This is a genomic window from Paenibacillus sp. 4624, from assembly GCF_050435065.1.
Lineage (GTDB): Bacteria > Bacillota > Bacilli > Paenibacillales > Paenibacillaceae > Paenibacillus > Paenibacillus amylolyticus_D.
Genome location: NZ_JBNDJR010000004.1, coordinates 203,768 through 228,047 on the forward strand (window position 1 = coordinate 203,768; position 24,280 = coordinate 228,047).

Sequence of the window (24,280 nt, forward strand, 5' to 3'; positions counted from 1 at the left end):
ATTTTACAACTATGCAAGTCGTTTATGATTTGGAATATAAAAAACCCCTCATCTCTGGGTATCAGAAATGAAGGGTCCGTGAATTTTGAAATGTCTATGAGCTATTTAACTTGTAATCAGCGGCAGCGTTACAGTGACTCTCGTCCCCTCTCCGACGTTGCTCATAATCGTCACACCATAGGGTGAGCCATACAGAAGCTCAATTCGGTCATGGACGTTTCGAATCCCTATACCGCTGAATAGCTGACGATTATTTTTCGGATTGGGCAGTGCCCCTTCTACATTAAGTCCTTCAATGCCATCTCCATTATCCATAATCTCGCACACTAATGATTCTCCCGCGCGGGAAACCATCACATGGATCGTGCCTGTTTCCTTTTTGATAAAGCCATGGAAGAAGGCATTTTCGATAAATGGCTGAATCACCAGCTTGGGAACATGATAATGCGTGCAGTCCGGTGCCACGTAAAAGGCTGCTTTAATCCGTCCACCATAACGCACATGATTAATAAAGACATAGTTTTTCAGGTTCTCGACTTCTTGCTCTACCGTCACCGTTTCTCTGACATCACTAATCGTATTTTGCAACAAACCAATCAGTGCATTAATCGTCTCCGCGGCCCGGTCTTTGTTTCCTTGCTGTACCAGAACTTTGACAGAAGCCAAGGTGTTATACAGGAAATGAGGATTAATCTGGCTCTGAAGCGCCGCAAGCTCAGCATTACGTTGCTCCCGTTGCGTCTGTACAAGCTGATCCACGTAATCATGCAATTCATCCAGCATATAATTGTAGGCATGACCTAACTGCCTGCTCTCATAACTGCCGCTGATCGGGATATAGTTATCCAGATCGCTCTTCGTAATGTTGGACATCTGTTTGACCAGTCTGCGCAGCGACTTCGTCATCTGACTCGTAATCAGGAATACCAGCAACAGAGCCGCAAACACAATCGCAGCACAGATCAACGCGACCGTTTTCATATCAATGAGCTGTCCCATCGCAGATTCCTTATCCACGATGTTCACCATATACAAACGGTAAAAGGGCAAATATTCAGATAATATGATGCTATCCTGCCCCATGACTCGTGCCGTAATGTTTTTGGGTGCCGTTTCATTTATGGTTTCGGCATATGATAACAGTTCAGGTTGAGTCGTGCCAATCCAGTCTTCCCGGTTAGAGGATACGATCTCGCCTTTTTCATTCATGATGACGACGTCATTGCCCCGACTTGTAAAATTAGCATAGAACTGACGGAATGACTCTTCTCTCATCGTGATATAAACCGTACCATAAATTCTGCTTCGCGTTCGATCCGTCAACGATTTGGTCGCAGAGATCATTTGCAATGTACCCTCTTTGGTTTGGGCCTGATAGTCATCGAAGATTAGACGGCTGGGCGATTCGGTCGCTGCCTTCGTAATCTTATCCTGTTTTAATTCTTCCGCTGTTTTCTGGATGTATGAGGGATTAGTCGAAAAACTTCGTCCATTTACCCCTGCAATCGTTATACCTACTTCATAAAACTCAATGATGGACTGAACCCGCTTCATCGTTTCACGCATACTGTAATACGATTTGGACATGGTAACCGAATCCCCATCCCCATCCGATAGAAACCCCCGAATAGCTCCACTTTGCGCTACATTGTTCGTCACCGCAGCAATAGAGTCGTTAAACGCATCAAAATTCGTTTTAATCTGGCTCAGCACCTTCGAATTCGTGATACTGAACGTTTCAGTAAACAGGTTGGTCGACATATGAATCGTTGTCCACAATATAAGCACCGATACCAGAACTATACTGACAACCATAACCAGAATTAGCTTGGGGAACAATCCGAGACGCGACAAGCCATTTTTCCACTTTTTCATGAAGTAATCTCATCCATTTCTAGTTAAGCCCAAAATTTACGCCGATAGCGACTTGGAGATAGTCCCGTGAATTTTTTGAACACTTTACAGAAGTAACTGTGATCTGAATACCCTACCATGCTGCTAATTTCCGATATCGTGACATCATCCGATCGCAGCAATTCCTCCGCTTTCTCAATGCGAATCTTATTCAGATATTCATTAAATCCTTCTTTCTTATGTGACGAGAAGTAACTGGATAGATATGACGGGTTAAAATGAAAATGTTTGGCCACTTCGGACAGTCCCAAGGGCTGGTCATAGTTTGCATGCATGTAATCCAGCAACATGGTCATATTCGGATCACTTCGTTTGCCCCCTGAACCGGAAACACATTCCTGAACCTCCGTCATGAATTGATCCAGAACCAGCATCACTTCTGAAAGCGTCGACGCTCCATCCACATTTTTAAAATACGTATATTTACTCTCTTCAAGCCCTGCTGACTGCACATCCATATCTGCCAAAGTAATCGTAACATTAAAGATCAAGTTACCCAAAAATGATTTGATCTCAAATACATCAGCAATGTAGTCTCTCCCTAGTGTCGCTGCATGTTCATGCAAATATTCTTTGGCCGTTTCCACCCGATTGCGTTTTACATGCTGCAAAAACATATTGACGTTGAATTGATACCCAGCAGGATGCATTGGCGGAAGCTCACCATCAATTAGAATCGCACGATTCGTATAATAGAAGCAAAACTCCATTAATTTAAGCAGACGCTCACGATAGATGGTTCCCATCTTTTCAAAAGGATGAAATCTCTCACTAAGCACCCACACCGGAGAATTCTGTCCTGCTCCTGCTTCCGAAGCCCATTCCCTGACCTGTTCAACCGTACCTTCATCTTGCTCAGGTTTCATGTTCAGCAACATAACAGACAATTGGCTGTCAGCTGGTAAAATGGCACATTCAATCTCAGGCATCCGTTTTCGAACCTCAGCTTCAATCTGTTCATGATCCTGATTTTTCAAACTGCCTTCAGCCACCTGAAATGCGAGTAAACGAAAAGCGCCTAACGGAAAGTTTTCCCGAATAACAGGCATTTCGTTGTCTTCGTCCAGCGTAAATCCGGACAACATTTTCTCCATTAACTGACCAAGACGCCAGCCATCATGGGAAGGCTCATATTGAAGCTCCGGTATTTTGCCTGCCGTACGTCTTAGCACTTCCAGAAGTTCATTCGTGTCCAGCTTGGGCTTCAATATGTAATCTGCCGCTCCATGCTGCAATGTAGATCGAACATATTCAAATTCACTGAAACTGCTCAGCACAATAACCTCAATATGCGGATAACCCGCTTTGAGTGTACGAACAAAAGTTTCACCGTCCATAACAGGCATCACGATGTCGGTAATGACAATATCCGGTTTTAACAACGCCACCTGTTGCAAGCCCTCTTCGCCATTGGATGCTTCTCCGACAATATTAAACCCTTCAGCTTCCCAGTTCATGTGGTGCTTAATACCCTGTCTAACCAGAAATTCATCGTCAACAATCAGCACCTTGCACAACCGGTTCATGATCGCGACCCCCCTGTCTCTTCTATCACTCTATATCTGTACCGTTTAACCCTCTATATGTTGGTTATTGAAGTTGTTCTTGTTAGCGGTTACATGAACATTATAATAATCGTACATATTGTTATATCTTAAATCCTATGTTTAAGCAATAGTAACTACTTATAGTTTACACTATAATTCGACAAAACAAGAAGTCCCAAAAACGCCACGACCTAATTGGGCATCTTGAGACCTCTTGTTCATTTTTATTTTCTCAATTCATTCACGGACCGAATGTTACGGCTCCATTCCCCATTCAAGCTGACCGGCAACATATCCTGTTACTTTAGACCAATCAGCGTAAGAGGTATGCGTTCCTTCAAAGGAATAATCGTCCGTTTGATTGTAATTAGTCCAATTGTCTTTGGAAAAGCGAGTCTGGATTTCCGTGCTCTGTCCTGCGTTCAGCGTTCCCGCAGTTGCCTTGAATCCGATTTCTAACACATGATCCGCTCCTGGTAATGCCGGAGTAATGGAACTAAACGTACCGGTAATGTTGGCACTTCCCACAGCAGCCCAATCGCAGAAGAAATTTTGAGGCTGACTACCGTCAATCGTATAGTAATATCGAATTTTTACATCGGACAGATTGAGTGGGGTCGTGCCGGTATTGGTTAATCTGAATTTAGGAGTGATTGAACTGCCTGCAGCTGCCGTTGTTCCATTGTACATCTCGATGCGAATTGTTCCACCTGGGATGACCACTGTTGTATCCTTAATGGTCAGGTTCAGCACCGCAGGATTGCCTGCACTAAACTGGAATGTTAACACAGCTGATCCTTTGGACAATGTGGCTAAATAGTTTTTTGAAAGCACAACCTGGTTACCCGCAACGGTATAGTCGGTTCCGGCTACAAGTATCGTATTTCCGTTCCGAATAGAGGTTAGTGTATGACCGTTAAGTGTTAATGTGACAGGAATATTGGCCTGCTGATCCACATTCAGATCAAATTGAGCCGTTACCGGGGTAATGGTCGAATTCGGGACAGTTGGTGTGCCCCCATTGCCGTTAACCGGGTCCGCATACAGTATTCCGCGTCCGTTGGTACCGAGATAGACTCTGCCATAAATTCGCGGGTCACCTGTAATTGTGGTTACTCGGGCGTACTGATGCTGATCATCATTGATTCTCACCCAGTTCGTACCACCATCATCAGAACGGAAAAATCCGCGAGTTCCATCAATCTGTGCTACGGCATACAAGGCGACAACATTCTGCCCGGGAGCTGCTTTACCAAAACCGATGCTGTCAGCTTCTTCTACATTGGAAAGTTTCGTAAAGGTCGCTCCAGAATCGGTTGAGTGCCACAATCCATAGGGTCCTTCTTCTTCATTCCCTCCAGCAAACCACAGTTCTCCTTCTACACCTGGTACAGCGTCGAGGTCCGAATTGCCTGAGGCAGGGAGCCCGGTAGCTGGAGATACAGTAAATGATGCTCCGCCATTAACACTCACGTAAATTTTCCCTGCGGCGAAGCCATAGAACTTGCTCGGGTTGACTCTGTCGGAAATGACTTTGGCTCCAGCGGGTATGCCCGTGCTTGCCGTCCATGAATTACCGCCGGCAGAGTGGAATACACCGCGATCCGATGTGCTCCATACCAGACGGTTGCCTGTCGCCGAGATGGCAACGGTTCCGCCTCCGGCAGTACCTGACGGCTCTGCGCTTGCTTTGTACCACGTTTTTCCACCGTCGCTCGATAAGCCAATAGACTTCGCGTTGGGATCAACCGTGTAATCCGCTTTACCCACCCGTACCATCGTGTTCGGGCTCAATTCGGCAAAGTCGATACTCTCCGTTGAAGGATAATTCGGATTCGTAAACATCGTCGCTGGAGCTTTGGTCAGATCATCATGACGGAACCCGGCAACATCACCGAGTGCACTGAGCAGATTCGCTCCGCTTGGCGGGCTAATCAAATCCATGACATTGGTTTCTTCAATGCCTTTGGCCATAACGGAAATGTTAATTTTCTTATCCTCGTCCCAATCGGTCAGATTGTTGGTTCCGTAGATGGTTGCCCCCGTTCCATACATCAATCGGTCGGAATCAAACGGATCAATTTCCAGAGCAGCAATCATCCAGCCCAGCTTAGGCGAGATTTCCGGCGGTGCAGGATTCACACCGAAGGTTAACCAAGGCGCCGCGGAAATATCCTGCGTATATCTGAATTTGCGGTCAGGGTAACCTTCAAAATCCCATATCCGAGTCCAAGTATCTCCACCATCCTTGCTTCGGAACAGGATAGCATCCGGCCACCAGGAATTAAGCGTTGCAACCATTAATGTACCAAGCTCCTGTGCATCAATGGCCAAGCCGCCATAACCATAGTAGTTGTCCGAACTGCTGCTTGGTACAGGACTGATGTTCTTCCATACACCTGTTGCTGTATTCAGCTTCCAGACATCCCCTTTCGTCCCATCGTAGGGGCCAGCACCATTACTGTAGGTTATATATAAACTTCCATCTACATCCATTTTCCCATGATGAGGCAGATAACCCGTAGGTTGTCCAGGAACAGCAGTCCAGGTCAAACCGCCGTTGGTACTGCGATATATACTTTCACTTTTATCAGCTACGCCGACATAAATGGTCTGTGAGGCCTGTCCCGCAGAGCCGCTTGTTTCATCAAAAGTGATCCAGGCCAGACCTATGATGTCACTTGTATACTCATTGGCTGGGTTTTCAACATAGTTACCTGGATTCGGGAAACTGGTTACTTCACTCCAAGTCACCCCATAATCTGTACTTTTCCATAATCCGTTGCCGCTGCGAGCTCCGAAATACAAAATGCTGTTATCATTCGGGTCTACAACCAGGCGCTCCCCCATGGAACGTCCAGGCATGTTCCCTCCAACCTTGAAGGGTAACTCGGTTTTCTCCCACGTATCTCCGCGATCAGTGGAACGGAAGATATATCCGTTGTCTTTTACCCATGAGTTCGTATACGTCCCTACCGCCATATACACCCGATCCGGATCAACAGGGTCGGAGGCGAGTGCATCTAGCCCGTTATTGTTCCAGTCGTCCCAGCCTACAAAGTCAGTAAGCGGAGTCCAGCTGCTGTCCACCGGGTTCCAGCGATAAGCTCCTCCTATATCGGTGCGTGCATAGATCAAGTCCTTTTCAGATTCATTAAAGATGATGCCGGGTATAAAACCTCCGCCTCCGCCAGTAACGACGCTTTTCCATTCGTAGGCCTCACTCGGCGCCGCCTCTGAAGTTCCTGCCATCCCCAGACCACCCAGTGAAGCTGTAACAATAGCCACACTTAAACTCAGGATTCGGAACTTGCTCATCCACGTTTTCATCTCGACAACTCCTCCTTTTCACGTTTGTACATCTTGGCAATTCGGTCTATCCCCGCTGTCTCATCCTGCTGATGATGGCGTATCAGACGAATCCATACCTAATCCTTTAGAGGAGCCTCACCTCCCTTCACTTCACTTCATTGTTAAGCGCTTACAAATGTTATCGAAAACCGCCGGAAAATGGATAATTCTTTCAATAATAACATTCGATAGAAAACGTTTTTCCCCTCTGTGCAAATAACCACTTTCCAAAAAAAATTTGTAATTCTTTGCTTTAGCAAAACAAAAAAAGATGCTGTTCTCACAGCACCTTTAAACCCACTATAACTTTTTCTGCTGACTTTGCTTAAGCTTTTCGTCCATAAACATGAGTTTCCTGCCCTTGAACACCAGGCTTAACGACAAATAGTGAACCGGCTTGCGGCGTTTCCTGTAAGCGCTCTTCCTTAATTCCGATACGTGCGGTAGTGATATATAAATCTTCAAGATTCGGGCCGCCAAAACAACAGGAAGTCACCTGATCTGCAGGCACTTCAATCTGCTGCAACAGTTCCCCTGTCTCCGGGTTCCAGCGTGTAACTCTTCCTCCACCCCAGTGGGCCACCCACAGCATACCCTCAGCATCCACAGTCATACCATCGGGGAATCCCATATCTTCCGGAACTGAAATGATACTCTTCCGATTGGAGATCGTACCTGAAGCCAGATCAAAATCAAAACGATCCACGGAGCGTGTCGGCGTATCGATATAATACATGGACTCACGATTCGGGCTCCAACCCAGACCGTTGGAGGTGGATACTTGCTGCACCATATTGCGTACAGGCTTTCCTTCCTCCAGACAATATAGCGATCCAGCCTTTTGCTCGTTGTTCAGGCTCATCGTGCCAGCCCAAAAACGACCGTATGCATCACATTTTCCATCGTTAAACCGATTGGTAGCTTTGTCTTGCTCAGGGTCCGCGATCGCTTGCTTCTCACCCGTGAGCAGATGATATGTATAGAAGCCGCTTCGTAGTGCAACGATCACTTCATCTCCACGATAGGGAACCACTGCTCCGACATGTTCACCAACATCATAAGCCTGATCCTTACCTGTCTCGGGTTCGTATGCATGTACCTTAAACCCTTCAATATCTACCCATAACAAACGATTATTTTCCGCATCCCAGCTTGGTCCTTCTCCCAATTGTGCTGGCGTATCCACAACTACAGTTACATGACTCATAATATCGCTCCTTCTTAGGATTTCGTATTTCTCGTCCATTCAAATCCAATCGCATCCAGAAAAGCTTTGCTAAGTACCATGTGACCCGTAGCATCTGGGTGTACTCGATCATGTGTGAGAACCGATGTATAAAAATGATCCCACAGTGGCGCAAATGCTGCTTGCGTATCTACAAACAGCGCGTCATACTCCGATGCCACCCTGCGAACCGCATCTCCGTAGATATCCATCGTCGCCCGCATCGGATCTTCCGGGTTCGCTTCAAGATAATAGGGTGTCATAAGCACAAGGCCTTTCAGATTCGGGCGCACGGATGCAACCAGCTCACGCAATGTTGTCTCGTACTCCTCCAGAAACACCTGTGAATCCGCGAGCGGATGATCGAACTGACGCCATACATCGTTAATACCGATCATAATAGTCAACCAGTCCGGGTTCAGATCAAGCACATCTTGTTGCCAGTGTTGCTTCAAATCACGAACGGTATTCCCACTATTACCCACATTCTGCACTCGCAGCATCAGTTCTGGATAAATGGACCGCAATATTGCATACACCTGTGCCACGTAACCGTGTCCCAGACCTGAACTTCCTTCACCTACAGGATGTGTTCGTCCGCAATCCGTAATGGAATCCCCGATAAAAAGAAGTCTGTCATTCTTTTGCAATTTCATGGCGCTGTCCCCTTTGCTGGATATTGATCCGTTTGTTCACTGGCAAAATAAAGTGTGTGCCAACATTACCAGCCTTGATTTTTAAGCCAAGTGAGACACAAATCAGACCATACTCGAACCGTGTCATCATGCTCCGCTAGCCCCAGACCATGTGGACCTTTTTCAAAGATGTGAAGATCATATGGAATCCCATGCGCACCCAAAGCCAAGGCATATCGCAAACTGTTCTCCACGGGTACAGCCTGGTCATCACTCGTGTGCCAGATAAATGCTTCAGGAGCATCTGCTCGAACCTGTCGCTCTGCACTGAAAGCTTGAATCTGTTCTTCGGTTGCATCCTCGCCTAGCAAGTTGATACGCGAGCCGGCATGTCCATAAGACTCCATCGTGATGACCGGATAACAGAGAATGACTCGGTCCGGCCTAGAGCTTTCCCGTTCAATCCGATCCTCATGTCCCGGTTGTCCACCATCGTACTGCGTACCCAATGTTGCTGTGAGATGGCCACCTGCCGAAAAGCCAAGTACTGCGATTTTGGACGGGTTGATCCCGAAGTGTTCCGCATGAGCACGTACATAACGGATTGCACGCTGCCCGTCCGCCTGAGGTGCCGGGTGACTGTGCGGTGCTACTCGATATTTGAGTACAAAAGCACTGATTCCGGCGCGATTTAACAACGCAGCAACAGGTGCTCCCTCGTGGTCAGCGAGATGACCATAACCGCCCCCTGGACATACAATGACAGCGCTCTCGGAACCCGGTTGAATAAAAGGAATTAGATGTGGCATTTCGTCTTCATGACCTGCAGCTGCGTGCGGGGCGGCCTGCTCCCACAAAGGAATAATTGAATTCATGATCGGACTCATCCTCTCTCATGCATATGGAATAGATTCGTTTAATCGTTTTCGATTCTAGGATTCGATATCATCATAACGGCAACAGAAGGAAGCATCAATACCCTTCTGCATATCTTTTTTGTTCAACCTGGTCTCGATTAGGGCGTGTCTGAAAACGCTGAAGGAAGCAGATTTTGCCGAATTTTTGTTCCAAGCCAGGAAGTTTCCCGCAGGTGTGACGGGGCACATCAAGGGAAAGTGACGCAGCAGGGGGCGAAAAGGTGGTAAAAGATGCACTTCAGTCGGTTTCAAGACACGCCCTAGTACAAGTTGCGAAACTGTTCAGGTGTAACCCCTTCAATCCGCCGAAATGTAGCAACAAAATGACTGGCATCCCGAAACCCAGCCCGTGCCGCAGTCTCCTTGATCGTAAGTTCCATACTGCCCGTCAGCATTTCTTTGGCTTTACGTATGCGAAGCAAAATGAAGTAACTGTAGGCCGTTATGCCAAAGGATTGTTTAAACAGCGTATTCATATGCCTGGATGAGATTCCGATAATCCATGCCATTTGCTCTAGCCCGATGTCCGGGTCGCCGTAATGTTGCTCCATAAAGGCAAGCAGCGGAGCAAGTCTTGCTACAGCTTGAGAGATGGAGGAGCGATTGCCGGTCATTCCGTGTTTTTTCAGCAAAATCAAAAAACGGTACATGTCCGCCGAAGCTTCCAGCCCGGATAAATCCTGGTCACTCCCGATCGAATTCAGCACATGCTGAGCATAATCGTTTAGTGGGCTATCTGTCTCCCACTGACGAATATCGGCCTCTCCCAAACCTAACGAATCTACGATGCCGGCACACTGTGAACCACCAAATGTAATATAGATGGTCTCCCACTCGCTTTGAACACGAGCATATCCATGAGGCAGATTTGGAGGAAGTAAAATACCCGAGGTTTCGCCCAGAATGACCGAAGTTCCTGATAGCTCGAACTCTCCTGCTCCTTTGACCGTTTGCAGCCAGTGGTAATACGGATAACCCGCTGGTCTGGAGACTTTTTCCTGATTTCCGTTATATCCTATACTCTCGATATATAGCGGAAGCGGCTGGTCCCGCGGTGTCATAAAATAACGCTGATGCCCCGGTGAAATGAGCATGGTAACCTCCTTAAACATAATAGAATCTAGTTCCATATTCTTATATCGATCATTACTTTTATTATATTTTAAAAGTCATATGTATCATATAGTATAGGTTTATTCTTATACAAGAGGTGAGCACATTGATCAGCAGCAAATTACCTAAAATGTTTTATGGAGGCGATTACAACCCTGAACAATGGGATCATGAGACCCACCTGGAAGACCTCCGCATGTTTAAGCTGGCAGGTATTGATATGGCCACGATTAACGTTTTTTCCTGGGCACTCATTCAGCCTGACGAGGTGACGTATAACTTTGAATATCTGGATCAATTAATTGATCGTTTATATGAAAACGGAGTATATATCTGCCTTGCTACAAGTACCGCTGCGCACCCAGCCTGGATGGCCAAAAATTACCCCGATGTCCTGCGCGTAGATGCGGACGGACGCAAACGGAAATTTGGCGGACGGCATAACTCCTGCCCGAACAGTCCGACCTACCGGAAGTACTCCGAAATCATCGCAGACAAACTCGCCGAGCGATACAAAGACCATCCCGCAGTCCTTGTCTGGCATATTTCCAATGAATATGGCGGCGATTGTTATTGTGAAAACTGCGAAAAAGCATTCCGTGTATATCTCAAGAAACGTTATCAAACCATTGAACAGGTCAACAAAGCATGGAACACAAACTTCTGGGGCCATACGTTCTATGATTGGGACGAGATTGTGCTTCCAAGCAATCTAAGTGAACATTGGGGACATAACAGTTCATCTTTTCAAGGAATCTCGCTAGATTACTCCCGCTTTAATTCAGACAGTATGTTGGAATGTTACCTGCTTGAGTATCATGCCATTAAAAAGCATATCCCCGACTCCGTCGTTACTACAAATTTAATGGGCTTTTTCAAACAACTGGACTATTTCAAATGGGCTAAATATATGGATATCGTGTCCTGGGACAGTTATCCCGGTCTCGCGACACCCATCAGCTATACCGCCATGGCTCATGATCTCATGCGTGGCCTCAAAGACGGTCTGCCATTTATGCTGATGGAGCAGACACCCAGCCAGCAAAACTGGCAACCTTATAACTCACTGAAACGCCCTGGTGTCATGCGTCTATGGAGTTATCAGTCCGTCGCACACGGCGCAGATACCGTGATGTTCTTCCAGCTTCGCCGTTCCGTCGGTGCATGCGAGAAGTATCATGGTGCCGTCATTGAACATGCGGGACATGAAAACACACGGGTGTTTAGAGAGGTTGCAGAGCTTGGAAAAGAGCTTCTGGTGCTTGGTGACACCATTCTTGATGCTAGAGTTCAGTCCAGGGTAGCGATTGTCTTCGATTGGGATAACTGGTGGGCGATTGAAAAATCAAGCGGGCCAACAGTGGCTCTGAAATACGTCGAGCAAATTCACAAATATTATTCAGCATTCTTCCACCGCAACATTCAAGTGGACATTGTAAGTGTAGACAGCGATATCAGCTCATACGATCTGCTTCTTGCGCCTGTACTTTATATGGTCAAACCAGGCTTTGCTGCAAAATTGGAGCAGTTCGTTGCGGCCGGCGGCACCTTCCTGACCACCTTCTTTAGCGGAATTGTCAACGAGCATGATCTCGTGACCACTGGCGGTTACCCCGGTGAGCTTCGAAACCTGCTTGGCATCTGGGTCGAAGAGATTGATGCCTTGTTGCCTGAACAGAAGAATAGCATCGTTCTGAAGGAAACATTGGGCGCACTTGAAGGCGTATACGAATGCGGTATGTTATGCGATCTCCTGCACAGTGAAGGTGCAGAAGTGATTGCCGAGTACGGTGAAGACTTCTATCAAGGCATGCCTGCACTTACACGCAACACCTTTGGTCAAGGGCAAGCCTGGTACGTCGCCTCTGATCCGGATAACATTTTCCTCGAAGGTTTACTTGCAGAGCTCGCAGCCGAAAAAAATATTAAGCCTTTGCTCGAAACCCCGCAAGGTGTCGAAGTAAGTGCACGTACGAAAGACGGGTTAACTTATCTTTTTGTCATGAATCACAATGCTTCCCCGCAGTCATATGATCTCGGTAATTCGAGCGTTCGTGAGTTGTTAACAGGCACGGATTACACCGGACAGATTAGTATTGAAGCCCGCGGAGTACACATTTTCGAACGCACATCGTAAGCGGTATATTTCATGTTGCACCGCTCGCTAAGCGCGCATAAAACTCCGACCTAAATAAAACAACAATCCGGCAGGTTATTACCAATCGCCGGATTGTTGTCTTGTTTTATTTTGCAACACGTAGATTAGGTTTAGAGAATAACTCCGTCTTTGAAGATCGCGATCTCCCTGAAACCATGCTGTTCGCTAAGGGTCTGTGCACGTCCTGAAGCAATATCAATAATCTGACTGAATAATTGCTCTTTGACCTGTTCCATCGTCTGCCCTTCAAGCAGCTGACCTGCATTAAAGTCAATCCAGTGCTTTTTACGGTTCGCCAGATCCGATTGCGTTGCAATTTTAACCGTAGGTACCGGACCGCCAAACGGTGTGCCGCGCCCTGTCGTAAACAGTACGATATGCGCTCCTGCCGCAGACAAAGCGGTCACGGAAACCAGGTCATTGCCTGGTGCTTCTACAATGTTCAGACCCGTTTTGGTCACCCGTTTACCGTACCGGAGCACATCGACAACCGAAGAGCGTCCTCCCTTTTGCGTGCATCCGAGTGATTTTTCTTCAAGTGTCGTAATTCCGCCTGCTTTGTTACCCGGCGAAGGATTTTCATAGATATTTTGACCATGATTCACGAAATATTGCTTGAAACCATTCACAAGGTCTACCAGATCGTTGAAAACATGCTCATCTGCGGCCCGGTTCATCAGAATCGTCTCCGCACCGAACATCTCCGGAACCTCTGTCAGAATCGCTGTCCCGCCCGCAGCAACGAGCAGATCCGCAACAGCGCCTACGAGTGGATTCGCCGTGATGCCGGATAAACCATCCGAACCTCCGCATTTTAAACCAATTTTCAGTTTGCTGAGTGGCAGCGGCTGACGTTTCTCTTGTTCCACAAGCTCAACCAGCTCTTCCATTAAACGCAGTCCTTCCTCCAACTCATCCTCGGTCTCCTGCGCTTTGAGAAAACGTACCTTCTCCCGATATTCCGGTGCGATGCACTCACGGAACTGATCCACCTGGTTATTCTCACAACCTAAACCAATGACCAGTACACCCCCAGCGTTTGGATGCTCGACCAGCGAAGCCAGCAACTGCTGAGTATATTTCAGGTCATCCCCCAGCTGGGAACAGCCGAAAGGATGCGGAAAATGATACACGCCGTCAACCCGAGTACCGAACTGGGACTGTCCCATCCGTGCGAGAGCTTCACACACCTTGTTAATGCATCCAACGGTATTGACGATCCAGATTTCATTGCGAATTCCCGCTTCCCCATTCGGACGCAAATAACCATCGAAAGTTCGCAAATGTTCAGGAGGCATGTCTATCGTCATCGGTTGTCCTGGCTGATATTCATATTCAAGCAATCCATGCAGACCTGTCTTCAAGTTATGGCTGTGTATCCAGTTCCCCTGCGCTATTGCTTCCTGGGCGATGCCGATGGAAAAGCCATATTTCATCACGTCTGCTCCCTGTGCAAGATCATGCACAGCGATTTTGTGACCTTTAGGTACATCATCCAGCAGTGTGAACGAGTGACCATCCGTCAGATCAATACGCTCTCCCTTCACATAATCGCGAAGTGCTATGATGACATCGTCCTGAGGCTGGATCGCAATCCAGTCGTTGATTGTGCTTGTTGTACTCATTTCCCTTCACCTTCCAGTTTACTGATTTCATGTACGAGTGCTGCTCGCAATCCTTGTTTTGCATCCAGATTCTCTCCCCAGATCACTTCATTGGAGAGAACCGCAGCAACTCTTTGCTCCAGTTCATCCGTTCCACTGGTCGAGTGACCGTAGCCTTCCCAATGAGCCGCCAAAGCTGCCAGTACATCAGGATCATCTCTGAGTGGAATCGTTTCTCCGCTCAAAAGCTGAGCTTTGTAGCCCTCCTGCGTCTGCAATGGGCGATATAAATAGAGGAATCCGGCAAAACCTTGTATTAACCGCTCAGGCCAGCTTCCCTGACTCTGTTCATAGGCGAGCAGGGTTGGCAGTACACGTACTTTGAATTTACCGGCCGTATTCAGTGCAATATCCTGCAATTTGTGATCAATGTATGGATTTAAGAAACGTTCGAAGACTTCTTCCGCATATTGCTCCAATCCCAGCTCAGGCATATCCATAGCAGGCACAATCTCTTCAAGCACCGCTTGCCTAATCCAAGAACTAAACTGCGGGTCTTCCATTGTTTCTCTTACATGTTGTTTACCGCGAAGCAAGCCCAGAGAAGACATCAGTGTGTGTGAGCCGTTCAGGATGCGCACTTTCCGAAGCTGATATGGTTTCAAATCTTTAACCCAGTGCACATTGAGTCCTGCTTGTTTCAATGGAAGGCGCTTGTCCAGCGACTCCTCGCCTTGGATTGCCCAGAAATGATAAGGTTCTGCCGTATTAATCAGTTGATCCTCATAACCCCAGCGTTCAGTGAGGGCTTCTGCCTCTTCTTGGGTAGGTGCACCCGTTACGATACGATCTACTAAATTGTTCAAGAACAGATTATGATGTTCGATCCAGGAGCGGAAGCTGTCTGAGAATCCGAAATCTTCACTATGACGAAGCACACATTCTCGCAGAACATCACCATTGCCCTCCAGCAATTCACATGGCAGATGGATGAGTCCTCTCGATGGATCTCCAGCAAAACGTACATATCTTTGATGCAAGAAAACCGTCAATTTACCAGGAAAGGATTGAACGGGTTCTCCTGGGATGTAGTCTGATTGGATATATTTCAAGCCGGATTCTGTCGTATTCGAGATTACAAATTCAAGCGATGGCAATTCCGCAAGTTCCAGAAACGTCTGCCACTCCTCGTACGGATTAATAAATTGGGAGAAGACAGAGACCATTTCCGTACGTTCCACACGTTTTCCTTCAGAGAGACCACGCGTAATCATTGTATATAGTCCATCCTGATCACGAATCTGCTCCAGCTTGGCCTTGCCACCAGGCCGAGGCTGTGTCACGGCTACAGAGCCGTGAAACTTGCCTTGCCGAGCACTTTCATGAAGCATCCAGTCTGCGAATCCCCGTAAAAAATTACCTTCCCCGATCTGCAAAACTTTGACGGGACGTTCAATCATTTCTTTGCATTTGCGCTGACTATCATTGCCGAGCAGATGCAGCTTCAATCTTGGCCGCTTTGTGCTTGCAGACATGGACACTCACCTCACCGATTATTTGCGAACTCAGAATGCGAACAGCAAAAGCTGGCATCCTTTTATTGTAAACGCTTTAAATTCATTGTATCATCAATAAAAGGAAATTAAATTGCTTATATTGCGTTAAATATACTGTTTTTTGATCAGAATTGACATCTTATCTGAGACCATTGTCTCCAAAGGAGCCCTTATGGAACATTCACCAGTTCGCACCACCATTGAGACCGAATCGGGCATACCGTTTCGCCTTGTCTATAGTGATACGAAATCTCCGCAAAATGAATTACCGGATCATCTGCACGACTGGCATGAAATTATCTATGTCTATCGGGGACAGGGAAGTATTTTTATTGATACGGGTCTCGAAGATATGCAGGAAGGAGATTTATTTCTTATTCCAGGCAGTACCGTGCACCGTGCGCTGCCTGATGCGGGTAATCCAGTTACCTCTTCAGCACTGTTCTTCAGTCCGGGGTTACTGGCTTCAACTGCCGGAGGCATGTCCTCCTCCCTGCTACACCCATTTGAACGTTGCCGCAAACGGCGAATATACAAAAGGCAGCTGAACCATGCCGAGCAGGCACAAGTGTCTGCCTTCATTGATGATATTCATGCCGAGTTTCGTTCCGATCATCATCTGAGCTCTCACGCCGCACTGCTCCGATTGCAACTCTTGCTTATTTTCCTTGAACGTCTGGAATCAGCCACTGGTCCTGGTCATGCTACAACATCACTGCCTGCTCCGTCATGGCTGTCCTCGATTCTGTCTGACATTGATCTTAAACTGCGCAATCGATTGACCTTACCTGAGCTTGCACAACAAGCTGCCGTGTCTCCTGCCCATCTTAGCCGGGCATTCAAGCGCTACACAGGAATGACATTAACAGATTATGTCCTCGCTCGTAGAGTCATTATGGCAAAAGAGCATCTCCTGAATGGGGATGAAACGATGGCAGCTGTCGCAGACGCTTGTGGATTTGATAGTTTGCCTCATTTTTACAGACAGTTCAAGAAACTGACGGGCACGACACCAGCTGCATATCGCAGAACGATGGTACGTCATCGCTAGGAAGTGAGACGGGCACATACACACACAAACATATTATTCCAAGATAGGATATGGTATGATATTCAAGGTCTGTGCAACACGATTACATTGTTACTGGAGTTGAACCTGTGATTATTAAATTTCTTATTTTTGGCCTGCTTTGGCAGATCATTGGAAATCCGTTCCTTGCCATTCTGATTTTGCTCGTTATCCTGTACTTCCTCGATCGTCGCTTTGTCGGCGTATTTCCAAGCTTCACTAAACCCATCAAACGCATGCGTAACATTTCCCGGTTGAAACAGCAGCTAGCTCTGAATCCTAACGAAGTGTCTTCCAAGCTTGAATTAGCCCGATTGCTCATTGAACGCAAACGTTACAGTGAGGCACATACCTTTTTGCTTGAACTGGAACGCCCTTACGAGCAGTCTGCTGAATACTGGGAAGCATTGGGAACAACTGAACTGTATCTGGGCAAAATCTCGGAGGGCGAACGTCATATTCTGCACGCACTTGAGATTAACCCTAGAGTGAAGTACGGACAGCCTTATCTGAATCTGGCTACAGCCTTCAAGGATACGGATCGTGACAAAGCCCTTCATTATGTACAGCAATTTCAGGAAATTCATTCTTCCTCCAGTGAAGCCTTTTATCTGCTTGGCTCGGTATACCGTTCGCTAGGACGTAATGATGATGCCAAACAGGCATATGATCAATCCCTGAATGTGTATCGTTCCTTGCCCAAATATAAAAAACGTCAGGAACGGCGCTGGGCTGTCCGCAGTTGGTTCCGAAAACGTGCTTTGTAGATTGAACTGCCTCCGTATGTCAGCAAGCATCATACAAAAAAAGAAAAATGTACTGGTTCTGCTTTTTATCCATAGCAAAACCAGTGCATTTTATTTATTTCCACGTATGTTATTTCATTAACAATTGACGTAATTGTTCTTCATTCCGCTGCATCCAGTCCATTCGCTGTTTCAGTTTCACAATTTGTCCTGCGGCCACTTCTGGTTTATCTGTCCCTTCCAGCATCCTGCTGATAAAATGCATCACCACGTCCAAACTTCGCAGCAAGATCAGCTGCGGAATGGCTTCCAGTTCGTCAGCGGTGAGTTCAACCTCTTCTCGAAACCCCTGCACCAGATTAGCCTGCGCCTGCCACATCCATTCTTCGCTCTTGTCCATGGTCAGCATGTCAGACATCGGAACCGCCAGTTCCATGACCCGAAGATCCCAGGTCGCAAACTCAAAATCAAGAATCGCACTCATGTTGCCTTCTGGATCCACAAGCACATTGGATGCGTTCACATCACCATGCACGATTTGATGCGGAAGCTGCTCCATTCCACGCAGTGCTTTGAACAAACCTGGCAGTTCATCCTGCAACTGCCTTAACTCATCAGTACAAGCCTCCAGCGTTTCCGGCGGCGAAGCGCACATTCTTAGTAAACGTTCTGGTGTACACAGCGGATAAGCCTCGTCGATCCGGTAATATGGCGGGTATACTGGCTCAAGTTCCAATTTAAGCTTGGCAAGCGCTGTTGAGAGATGTCCTGCTGCCCGTCCCAAAGGAAGCAATTGATCGGGGGAATCCCATACCGGATTAACACCTTTCAGATAACGAAACAGAGTCACGATTTTAAATGTTCCCGTGATATGATCTCGTACAATTTGGTAAGTCTGCCTATTTTCCTCATTAGAATGATTACTTTCCTTAAATTCTTGATCTGCGTCCTCACGGCTGCTACTAGATAATGAAATGACTGGTGTTGGGGAATGAAGTTCAAAATCTGTATTGGACAGTGCCGTAAGCACGCCATGTTCAAAAGCTATTTTCGCTTGATCATTATGTGTTTCGTATTGTCTCATAACATAATCTTCATCACTGGTGTGAAGCACAAAAGTAGAGTTATTCATACCTCCATTGCTGCGCTTACCTTGCCACTCCGATCTGAAGCCGTATAACGCTAACACTTCAGAGATGAGTTGCTTTTCCGTTGGAAGAAGAGAATTTTGCTGTTTGTTAGACACCGATTCGAACTCCTCTGTTATGATAATTTGTACGAACTCTTTCATCATATCGGAAGTTGTAAGGCGGGTCTAGTCTTCTTCAGGCTTCAAGCAAAAGGAACATAACCCGTTCGATTCAACTGCTCCGCGATAATCCGATATCCCCTTGCGTTTGGATGGACTCTGTCCCAGAACAGCAACTCTCGCTCACGCCCTTCAAACTTGTCGTACACCTGAGCACATGCATAGTTGCCTGAACCTGCACCATTCAGATAAGAATTGTACTGTCGCACCCAATATGCAGCTTCGGTTGACTGTGGATACGGGTTGTACAATCCAATGGAACGAACAAAGTACTTCTGATCCCCTTTTAACTGCCGAATTTGTCTCATGACCTGAGATACATGATGACGTGTTTCACCGAGCACCTGTGTCATTTTCCCGGCATTGGGAATACCCCCGCTAGCTTTAAATGTACGGATCAGATCGTTACCACCAATGGATACCGTAATCATATCTGCTTCACGCAGCGCTTGACGCACTCGAGGATGCCCGTTAATCATCTGCTGCAGTTCTGCCGATGTTAGTCCGTTTACACCCAAATTGTCCATAGATACAAATGTACGAAGGTTCATTTCCGCCATACGGCGATAGATTGGAACAAATCCGGTTCCGAGCAATGCTCCTGTACCTACCGTCAAGGAATCCCCTATAGCTACATAACGATATACCATCCCGCCGCCCCTCTCTCTGCTGATCTCCCTGATCATTCATGAACTCCCTATATCCTATGAAGATCGATTCGGCAAAGCGCGGGATAGTGTCCTTAGGCACGTACCCATCTTTGTGTCCATGATGAATATTATAAAAAAAGAAAGCCCCGCCGCATGATGCGGCAGAGCCTCCCTTCCATATGAAATATCAACATATCAATGATGATACATGCCAGATGTTTACATGCCAATGGTATGATTCGATTCGGAAGATTCCGACTGTTCCTTATTACGGAACGGCCACCAGTTCGCCCGCCCGAACATCTTCACCATCACGGGTACGAAGAATGGCAGGAATAATAGGGAATACAGAACCAGACCACTAAGAACAACGGTAGCAATTTGCATCATCGAGAGTACCCCGGATGGGTACATCGCAGCGAAAGTTCCACTTAGAATGACCGCCGCGGACAAGATGACGGTTCCCATGTTTTTCATCGCGTACAATATCGCATCCTGTACTCTCAACCCTTTGTTTTCATTAAATCGATCCATAAGGAAGATGCTGTAATCTACGCCAAGCGCAATCAGCATAACGAATCCAAAGAATGGCGTAACCCAGCTGATTCCGGCATAACCCATGATATTCACAAAGACTACTTCCGTAAGTGCCATCGATGTGAAGTACGCAAGCAGCAGCGAAATAATGAGGTAAATCGGCATGATAACAGAACGAAGCAAGATCACCAGAATGATAAAAGTTCCTGCCAGCATCAGCATAACCGTACGTGTGTAGTCTTTGTTCGAGATCGACTGCAAATCGGCAAATGTACTCGTTACACCGCCCACAGCAACGTCAGCTTTTTCAAGCGCACTGCCCTGAACTGCACGATGTACTGCTGCTTCGATATCCGGCACACGGCCAATCGCTTCTGTACCATACGGATTTTCTGCAAAAATAACATCCAGCGTCATCGTTTTGCGATCCTTGGACAGGTACGTATCAAACACCTTTTTGAAGTCCTTGTTATTCAAGGCTTCTTCAGGTACGTACCAGCCTGCGAGATCCGAATCCGGTGAATTTTGCAGTTGTGTCAAATAATCCTGAGCAGAATCCAAGCCACCTGATACCTTCTTGATTCCATCAACACTTTGATTCAAGCCGTCTGTCAGTTGTGTTAATTGACCACTGAGATCCGAGAAGCCCTTCTGGATCTTCTCCTGTCCTCCCTGAAGTTGACCCAGACCGTTCTGGATCGAAGGAATCTCCTTGATCACTTTACCTTGACCATCGGCAGCCTGTTTCAATCCTGTCTCCAGTTGACCAATACCTGTTACAATCTGACCCAGACCATCGGCCAAAGCCTTCTGTCCGGATGCTGCGGAAGCAAAACCTTCATTCGCTTGATTGATTCCAGCCGCCGCTGCACTCAGATTCGTTTGAATTTGGGACAGTCCCTGCGCAAGCTGCGCTGTGCCTGAACCGGTTTGACCTATTGTACCTTTGATGCGTTGATAGTCAGCATCTTGCTGCAACTCGGGGAAACGCTCCTCCAGAGCCGAGAAAGATGCTGTAAGACTCGTCAAAGCTGTTGAAACACCTGTCAGTTGCTGCTCCAGTTCCTTCGTTCCATCGCCCAGCGCAGCAACACCTGCTCCAGCTTGACGATAAGCCTGCAACAACTGATCATTCGCTTTGGCGAGTTGCTCTGCACTGGTTTTAGCTTGTTGAAGACCGGCTTTCAGATCCCCTGCACCAGATGATCCATCCCGAATACCTTTTTCAATGCGCTTCAGTCCATCGCTGAGCTGCGTAATACCAGATTGCAGCTGGCTTGTTCCCTTGGTTAGCTGACCTGCTCCGTTTGCGGCCTCTTTAAGCTGGGGTTCATTTTTGCTCAATTCATTACTCGCTTTGCTAAGACCATCGCTGATTTTATCCAGGCCTGTCTTGCCCTCGCCCAGACCATCCGATAGTGTGCCTACCTGTTTTGTTACTTCAAAATCTTTGATCTCATCCCCCGTTGGACGGGTCATACTGCGAACACCCGCAACCCCGGGAACTTTCTCTACTTCGCGGCTAATCTTCTCTGCCACAGCCATATATTTGGCGTTATCCATCGTTTCGTCATTCTGAATGACGATCTGACCTGGGAGGGATTCACCTGGTCCAAAGCTATCTGAAATAATGTTAAAGGCTTTGACCGAATCGTACTTATCACCAATCTCATCCAGACTGTTAAATGATAACTTCCCGTCGTATGTCGCCAAAAGAGGCACAGTAACTGCGGCAACAATCAACAAAGCCGCCCACGGACGTTTAAGTGAGAATTTACCTGCTGCACCATAGATCTTGCTCTCGGCATGTTCGAGCGACCCTTTAGACGGCCAGAATAACTTTCTGCCCAGTACAGCCATAAAAAACGGCACAATCGTCACGAGTGCCAGCATCATCACGGCAATTCCTACAGCAACAGCGACCGCAGAACGGTACAACATAAACTGTGCAAAACCGATGGCCACGAATCCAACCAGCACTGCTAGAGCTGAGAAAAACACCGTTTTACCTGCGGTGCGGTATGTAGCGATAATGGCATCCCATGTGTTCTCATGGTGTGCAAGCTCTTCCTTGAACCGACTGATCAATAGAATGCAGTAGTCTGTACCGATCCCGAACATGACCGCAACCATAAAGATCTGTGTAAACGTCGAAAGTGGGAAGTTAACCCCATCGACCAGGAACGCAACAATCTGCTGGGATACGATGTAACTGATCCCCACCGTCAATAGCGGTACAAATGGAGCTACGAACGAGCGGAATACGAGGAAAAGAATAAGCAAAATAAAGACAACCGTAATGTATTCCGATTTCTTGAGTCCTTCTTGAGAACTCTCAATCGTATCTTCATCAATCAAACCTTTACCTGTAATATAATGCTCAACATTCACTGATTTCAGCGCACCATTCAGATCATTCCGCATTTCCTTTACGGTGCGGTCACCCATTTCAATCGAGAGTGAAGTCAGAATGGTTTTACCATCCTTCGAGATCATTTTGTCTGACAGTTCTGGCTGTGAGAATGGGTCCAGAACAGACAAAATGCCGAGTTTTTCTTTATCGGCCTCGAGTAATTTAACTGCCTTTTCCGCCTCTTGTTTGCCTGTTTTGCCAAGACCATCCGGATTATAAAATACCAGTGCGATCGAGGTACCTTTCTGTTCTCCATTTTGAGCTGCAGCTTCATCCAGAATTGCAGCTGCTTTTGTGGAAGAGTACCCCTCGGGAACCGAGAATTGCCCTTTCTCCCGAATTAACTCACTCATGTTTGGCGCGGTAAACATCAATACAGCGGCCGCGACAATCCACAGCCCCATGATCCACCAGCGTCCTTTTAATATCGCTCTCATTGCTTCTCCAGCCCTTCTTCTTGTGTTAGCAGCGCTGCCAGCTTCTCAAAAGATTCAATAAAGTTCTGAACCGCTTCTGGTGTAAAATGTTTCAAGTAAGGTTCAAGAACCTTCTGAATTTCCAGCTCGGTTTCCTTGTAAATCTGAAGACCTTCCTCGGTCAGAGTCAGATAGATGACACGACGATCACGCTCATCCCCTGTACGATGCACCAGATTCCGATCAGCCAGCTTGTTGACCAGAGCCGTAATGCTGCTCTTGCCCACACATAGCAGCTCTGCAAGATCAGAGGGGGTGCAGGCAGGCTTCTCATGTATGAGACGCAGTGCACAAAACTGATCCGTTGTGACTGTCTGCCCTACCTTTTCTCGTATCTGGGTATCAAACCGTTTGTTAACCAGAAAAGACGCATCCAGATAACGGTTTACCAAACTTTTGGCATCTGGAATGTTCATATATTTTTTTCCTCCCAAAATTAGTTCACTTATCGAACTATTCGTCAGCAAAACTATTCTATAATGAAACTATAGCGCAAAGCAATACTTTTCTCCTACTTTTTAAACAAAAAAACAGGACATCCGGCTCAGCACCTTTGCCAAGCCAAATATCCTATCTGAATTTTCGTATAAGATTATACACAGAATGCTTTACGCACATCCCTCGCTAAACATCGTGCTCATCGTCTTCTTTCTCAAGCACACAGCGGAATCTCTCCACACCTGGAACCAATTCGCCAAGACTATAGACAACAAATCCTGTGTTTCGGTAAAACTCCACCGCTTCCTGATCTGTCTCTGCGATCAAAGTATCCGGATTGTACTCTGCTAGAAGCTGTGAAATCATGCCCCGCCCATAATTTTTGAAGCGGTTCTCAGGCAGAACTGCAATATGGCGAATCGTAATTTCGCTCGTTCCCGTATGTTCATAGCCAATTAGACCGACCAGCTGCCCTTCATCCTCATATCCGGTCAAAAACAGGTTACTTTGTGTAACATACTGCTGTACCGTCTGAGTGACCTGATCCGGGTCAGGAAAGATAGCGTATGAGAGCAACTCTTGTACTTCCGGCTCCTGCAGTCGTGGCTTCAAATTTTTCAAC

Annotated in this window: 17 protein-coding genes; 3 read left to right on the top strand and 14 right to left on the bottom strand. The window is 46.9% G+C overall.

The annotated features are described in order from the left end of the window. Positions 1-105 precede the first annotated feature (105 nt). The 7 genes from ABIE27_RS11400 to ABIE27_RS11430 form a co-directional block, all read right to left on the bottom strand. Positions 106-1,875, bottom strand: a complete 1,770-nt coding sequence (locus tag ABIE27_RS11400; RefSeq protein ID WP_123064405.1) for a cache domain-containing sensor histidine kinase — start codon at positions 1,873-1,875, stop codon at positions 106-108. Positions 1,876-1,898: 23 nt separating this feature from the next. Continuing rightward, positions 1,899-3,440, bottom strand: coding sequence for a response regulator transcription factor (locus tag ABIE27_RS11405; RefSeq protein WP_123064404.1), 1,542 nt, complete (start codon positions 3,438-3,440; stop codon positions 1,899-1,901). 276 nt (positions 3,441-3,716) lie between these two features. Beyond that, entirely contained in the window at positions 3,717-6,791 is a 3,075-nt protein-coding gene (locus ABIE27_RS11410; protein WP_429350553.1) for a X2-like carbohydrate binding domain-containing protein, read from the bottom strand. A 346-nt stretch (positions 6,792-7,137) separates the two neighbouring features. After that, on the bottom strand, positions 7,138-8,019 hold the full coding sequence (locus ABIE27_RS11415) for an SMP-30/gluconolactonase/LRE family protein (RefSeq protein WP_123064403.1): 882 nt from the start codon (positions 8,017-8,019) through the stop codon (positions 7,138-7,140). Positions 8,020-8,033: 14 nt separating this feature from the next. Next, positions 8,034-8,693, bottom strand: a complete 660-nt coding sequence (locus ABIE27_RS11420) for an SGNH/GDSL hydrolase family protein (RefSeq protein ID WP_123064402.1) — start codon at positions 8,691-8,693, stop codon at positions 8,034-8,036. Between the two features lie 65 nt (positions 8,694-8,758). Next, positions 8,759-9,547: an alpha/beta hydrolase gene (locus tag ABIE27_RS11425; RefSeq protein WP_429350554.1), complete on the bottom strand. Its 789-nt coding sequence runs from the start codon at positions 9,545-9,547 to the stop codon at positions 8,759-8,761. Positions 9,548-9,849: 302 nt separating this feature from the next. Further along, positions 9,850-10,683 (bottom strand): helix-turn-helix domain-containing protein, encoded by an 834-nt coding sequence (locus tag ABIE27_RS11430; protein WP_123064400.1) that lies wholly within the window; start codon positions 10,681-10,683, stop codon positions 9,850-9,852. Between the two features lie 125 nt (positions 10,684-10,808). On the opposite strand from ABIE27_RS11430, the gene ABIE27_RS11435 reads away from it, so the two are divergent. After that, complete coding sequence (locus ABIE27_RS11435; RefSeq protein ID WP_429350555.1) at positions 10,809-12,839, top strand: beta-galactosidase; 2,031 nt, start codon at positions 10,809-10,811, stop codon at positions 12,837-12,839. Between the two features lie 131 nt (positions 12,840-12,970). Here ABIE27_RS11435 and ABIE27_RS11440 read toward each other — a convergent pair whose 3' ends face one another. Together ABIE27_RS11440 and ABIE27_RS11445 are read right to left on the bottom strand one after the other, a co-directional pair. Beyond that, entirely contained in the window at positions 12,971-14,485 is a 1,515-nt protein-coding gene (locus ABIE27_RS11440; RefSeq protein ID WP_429350556.1) for a UxaA family hydrolase, read from the bottom strand. Then, positions 14,482-15,999, bottom strand: coding sequence for a tagaturonate reductase (locus ABIE27_RS11445; RefSeq protein WP_429350557.1), 1,518 nt, complete (start codon positions 15,997-15,999; stop codon positions 14,482-14,484). The genes ABIE27_RS11440 and ABIE27_RS11445 overlap by 4 nt, the downstream gene beginning before the upstream one ends. Before the next feature lie 193 nt (positions 16,000-16,192). On the opposite strand from ABIE27_RS11445, the gene ABIE27_RS11450 reads away from it, so the two are divergent. Together ABIE27_RS11450 and ABIE27_RS11455 are read left to right on the top strand one after the other, a co-directional pair. Further along, complete coding sequence (locus tag ABIE27_RS11450; protein ID WP_123064397.1) at positions 16,193-17,071, top strand: AraC family transcriptional regulator; 879 nt, start codon at positions 16,193-16,195, stop codon at positions 17,069-17,071. A 107-nt stretch (positions 17,072-17,178) separates the two neighbouring features. Continuing rightward, a complete protein-coding gene (locus ABIE27_RS11455; RefSeq protein WP_429350558.1) occupies positions 17,179-17,856 on the top strand; it encodes a tetratricopeptide repeat protein in 678 nt (225 codons plus the stop codon). 109 nt (positions 17,857-17,965) lie between these two features. Here the strand turns inward: ABIE27_RS11455 and ABIE27_RS11460 are convergent, their stop codons facing one another. The 5 genes from ABIE27_RS11460 to ABIE27_RS11480 all read right to left on the bottom strand — a co-directional run bounded on the left by ABIE27_RS11460 (position 17,966) and on the right by ABIE27_RS11480 (position 24,279). Next, positions 17,966-19,081: a phosphotransferase enzyme family protein gene (locus tag ABIE27_RS11460; protein ID WP_161556921.1), complete on the bottom strand. Its 1,116-nt coding sequence runs from the start codon at positions 19,079-19,081 to the stop codon at positions 17,966-17,968. An 86-nt stretch (positions 19,082-19,167) separates the two neighbouring features. Then, a complete protein-coding gene (locus ABIE27_RS11465; protein ID WP_240036833.1) occupies positions 19,168-19,830 on the bottom strand; it encodes a GDSL-type esterase/lipase family protein in 663 nt (220 codons plus the stop codon). A 183-nt stretch (positions 19,831-20,013) separates the two neighbouring features. Beyond that, complete coding sequence (locus ABIE27_RS11470) at positions 20,014-23,181, bottom strand: MMPL family transporter (protein WP_429350559.1); 3,168 nt, start codon at positions 23,179-23,181, stop codon at positions 20,014-20,016. After that, the gene (locus tag ABIE27_RS11475) at positions 23,178-23,636 is read right to left on the bottom strand and encodes a MarR family winged helix-turn-helix transcriptional regulator (protein ID WP_123064394.1); all 459 of its coding nucleotides are present in this window, start codon (positions 23,634-23,636) and stop codon (positions 23,178-23,180) included. Before ABIE27_RS11475 ends, ABIE27_RS11470 begins: the two co-directional genes overlap by 4 nt. Before the next feature lie 208 nt (positions 23,637-23,844). Continuing rightward, a complete protein-coding gene (locus ABIE27_RS11480) occupies positions 23,845-24,279 on the bottom strand; it encodes a GNAT family N-acetyltransferase (protein WP_240036831.1) in 435 nt (144 codons plus the stop codon). Position 24,280 lies beyond the last annotated feature (1 nt).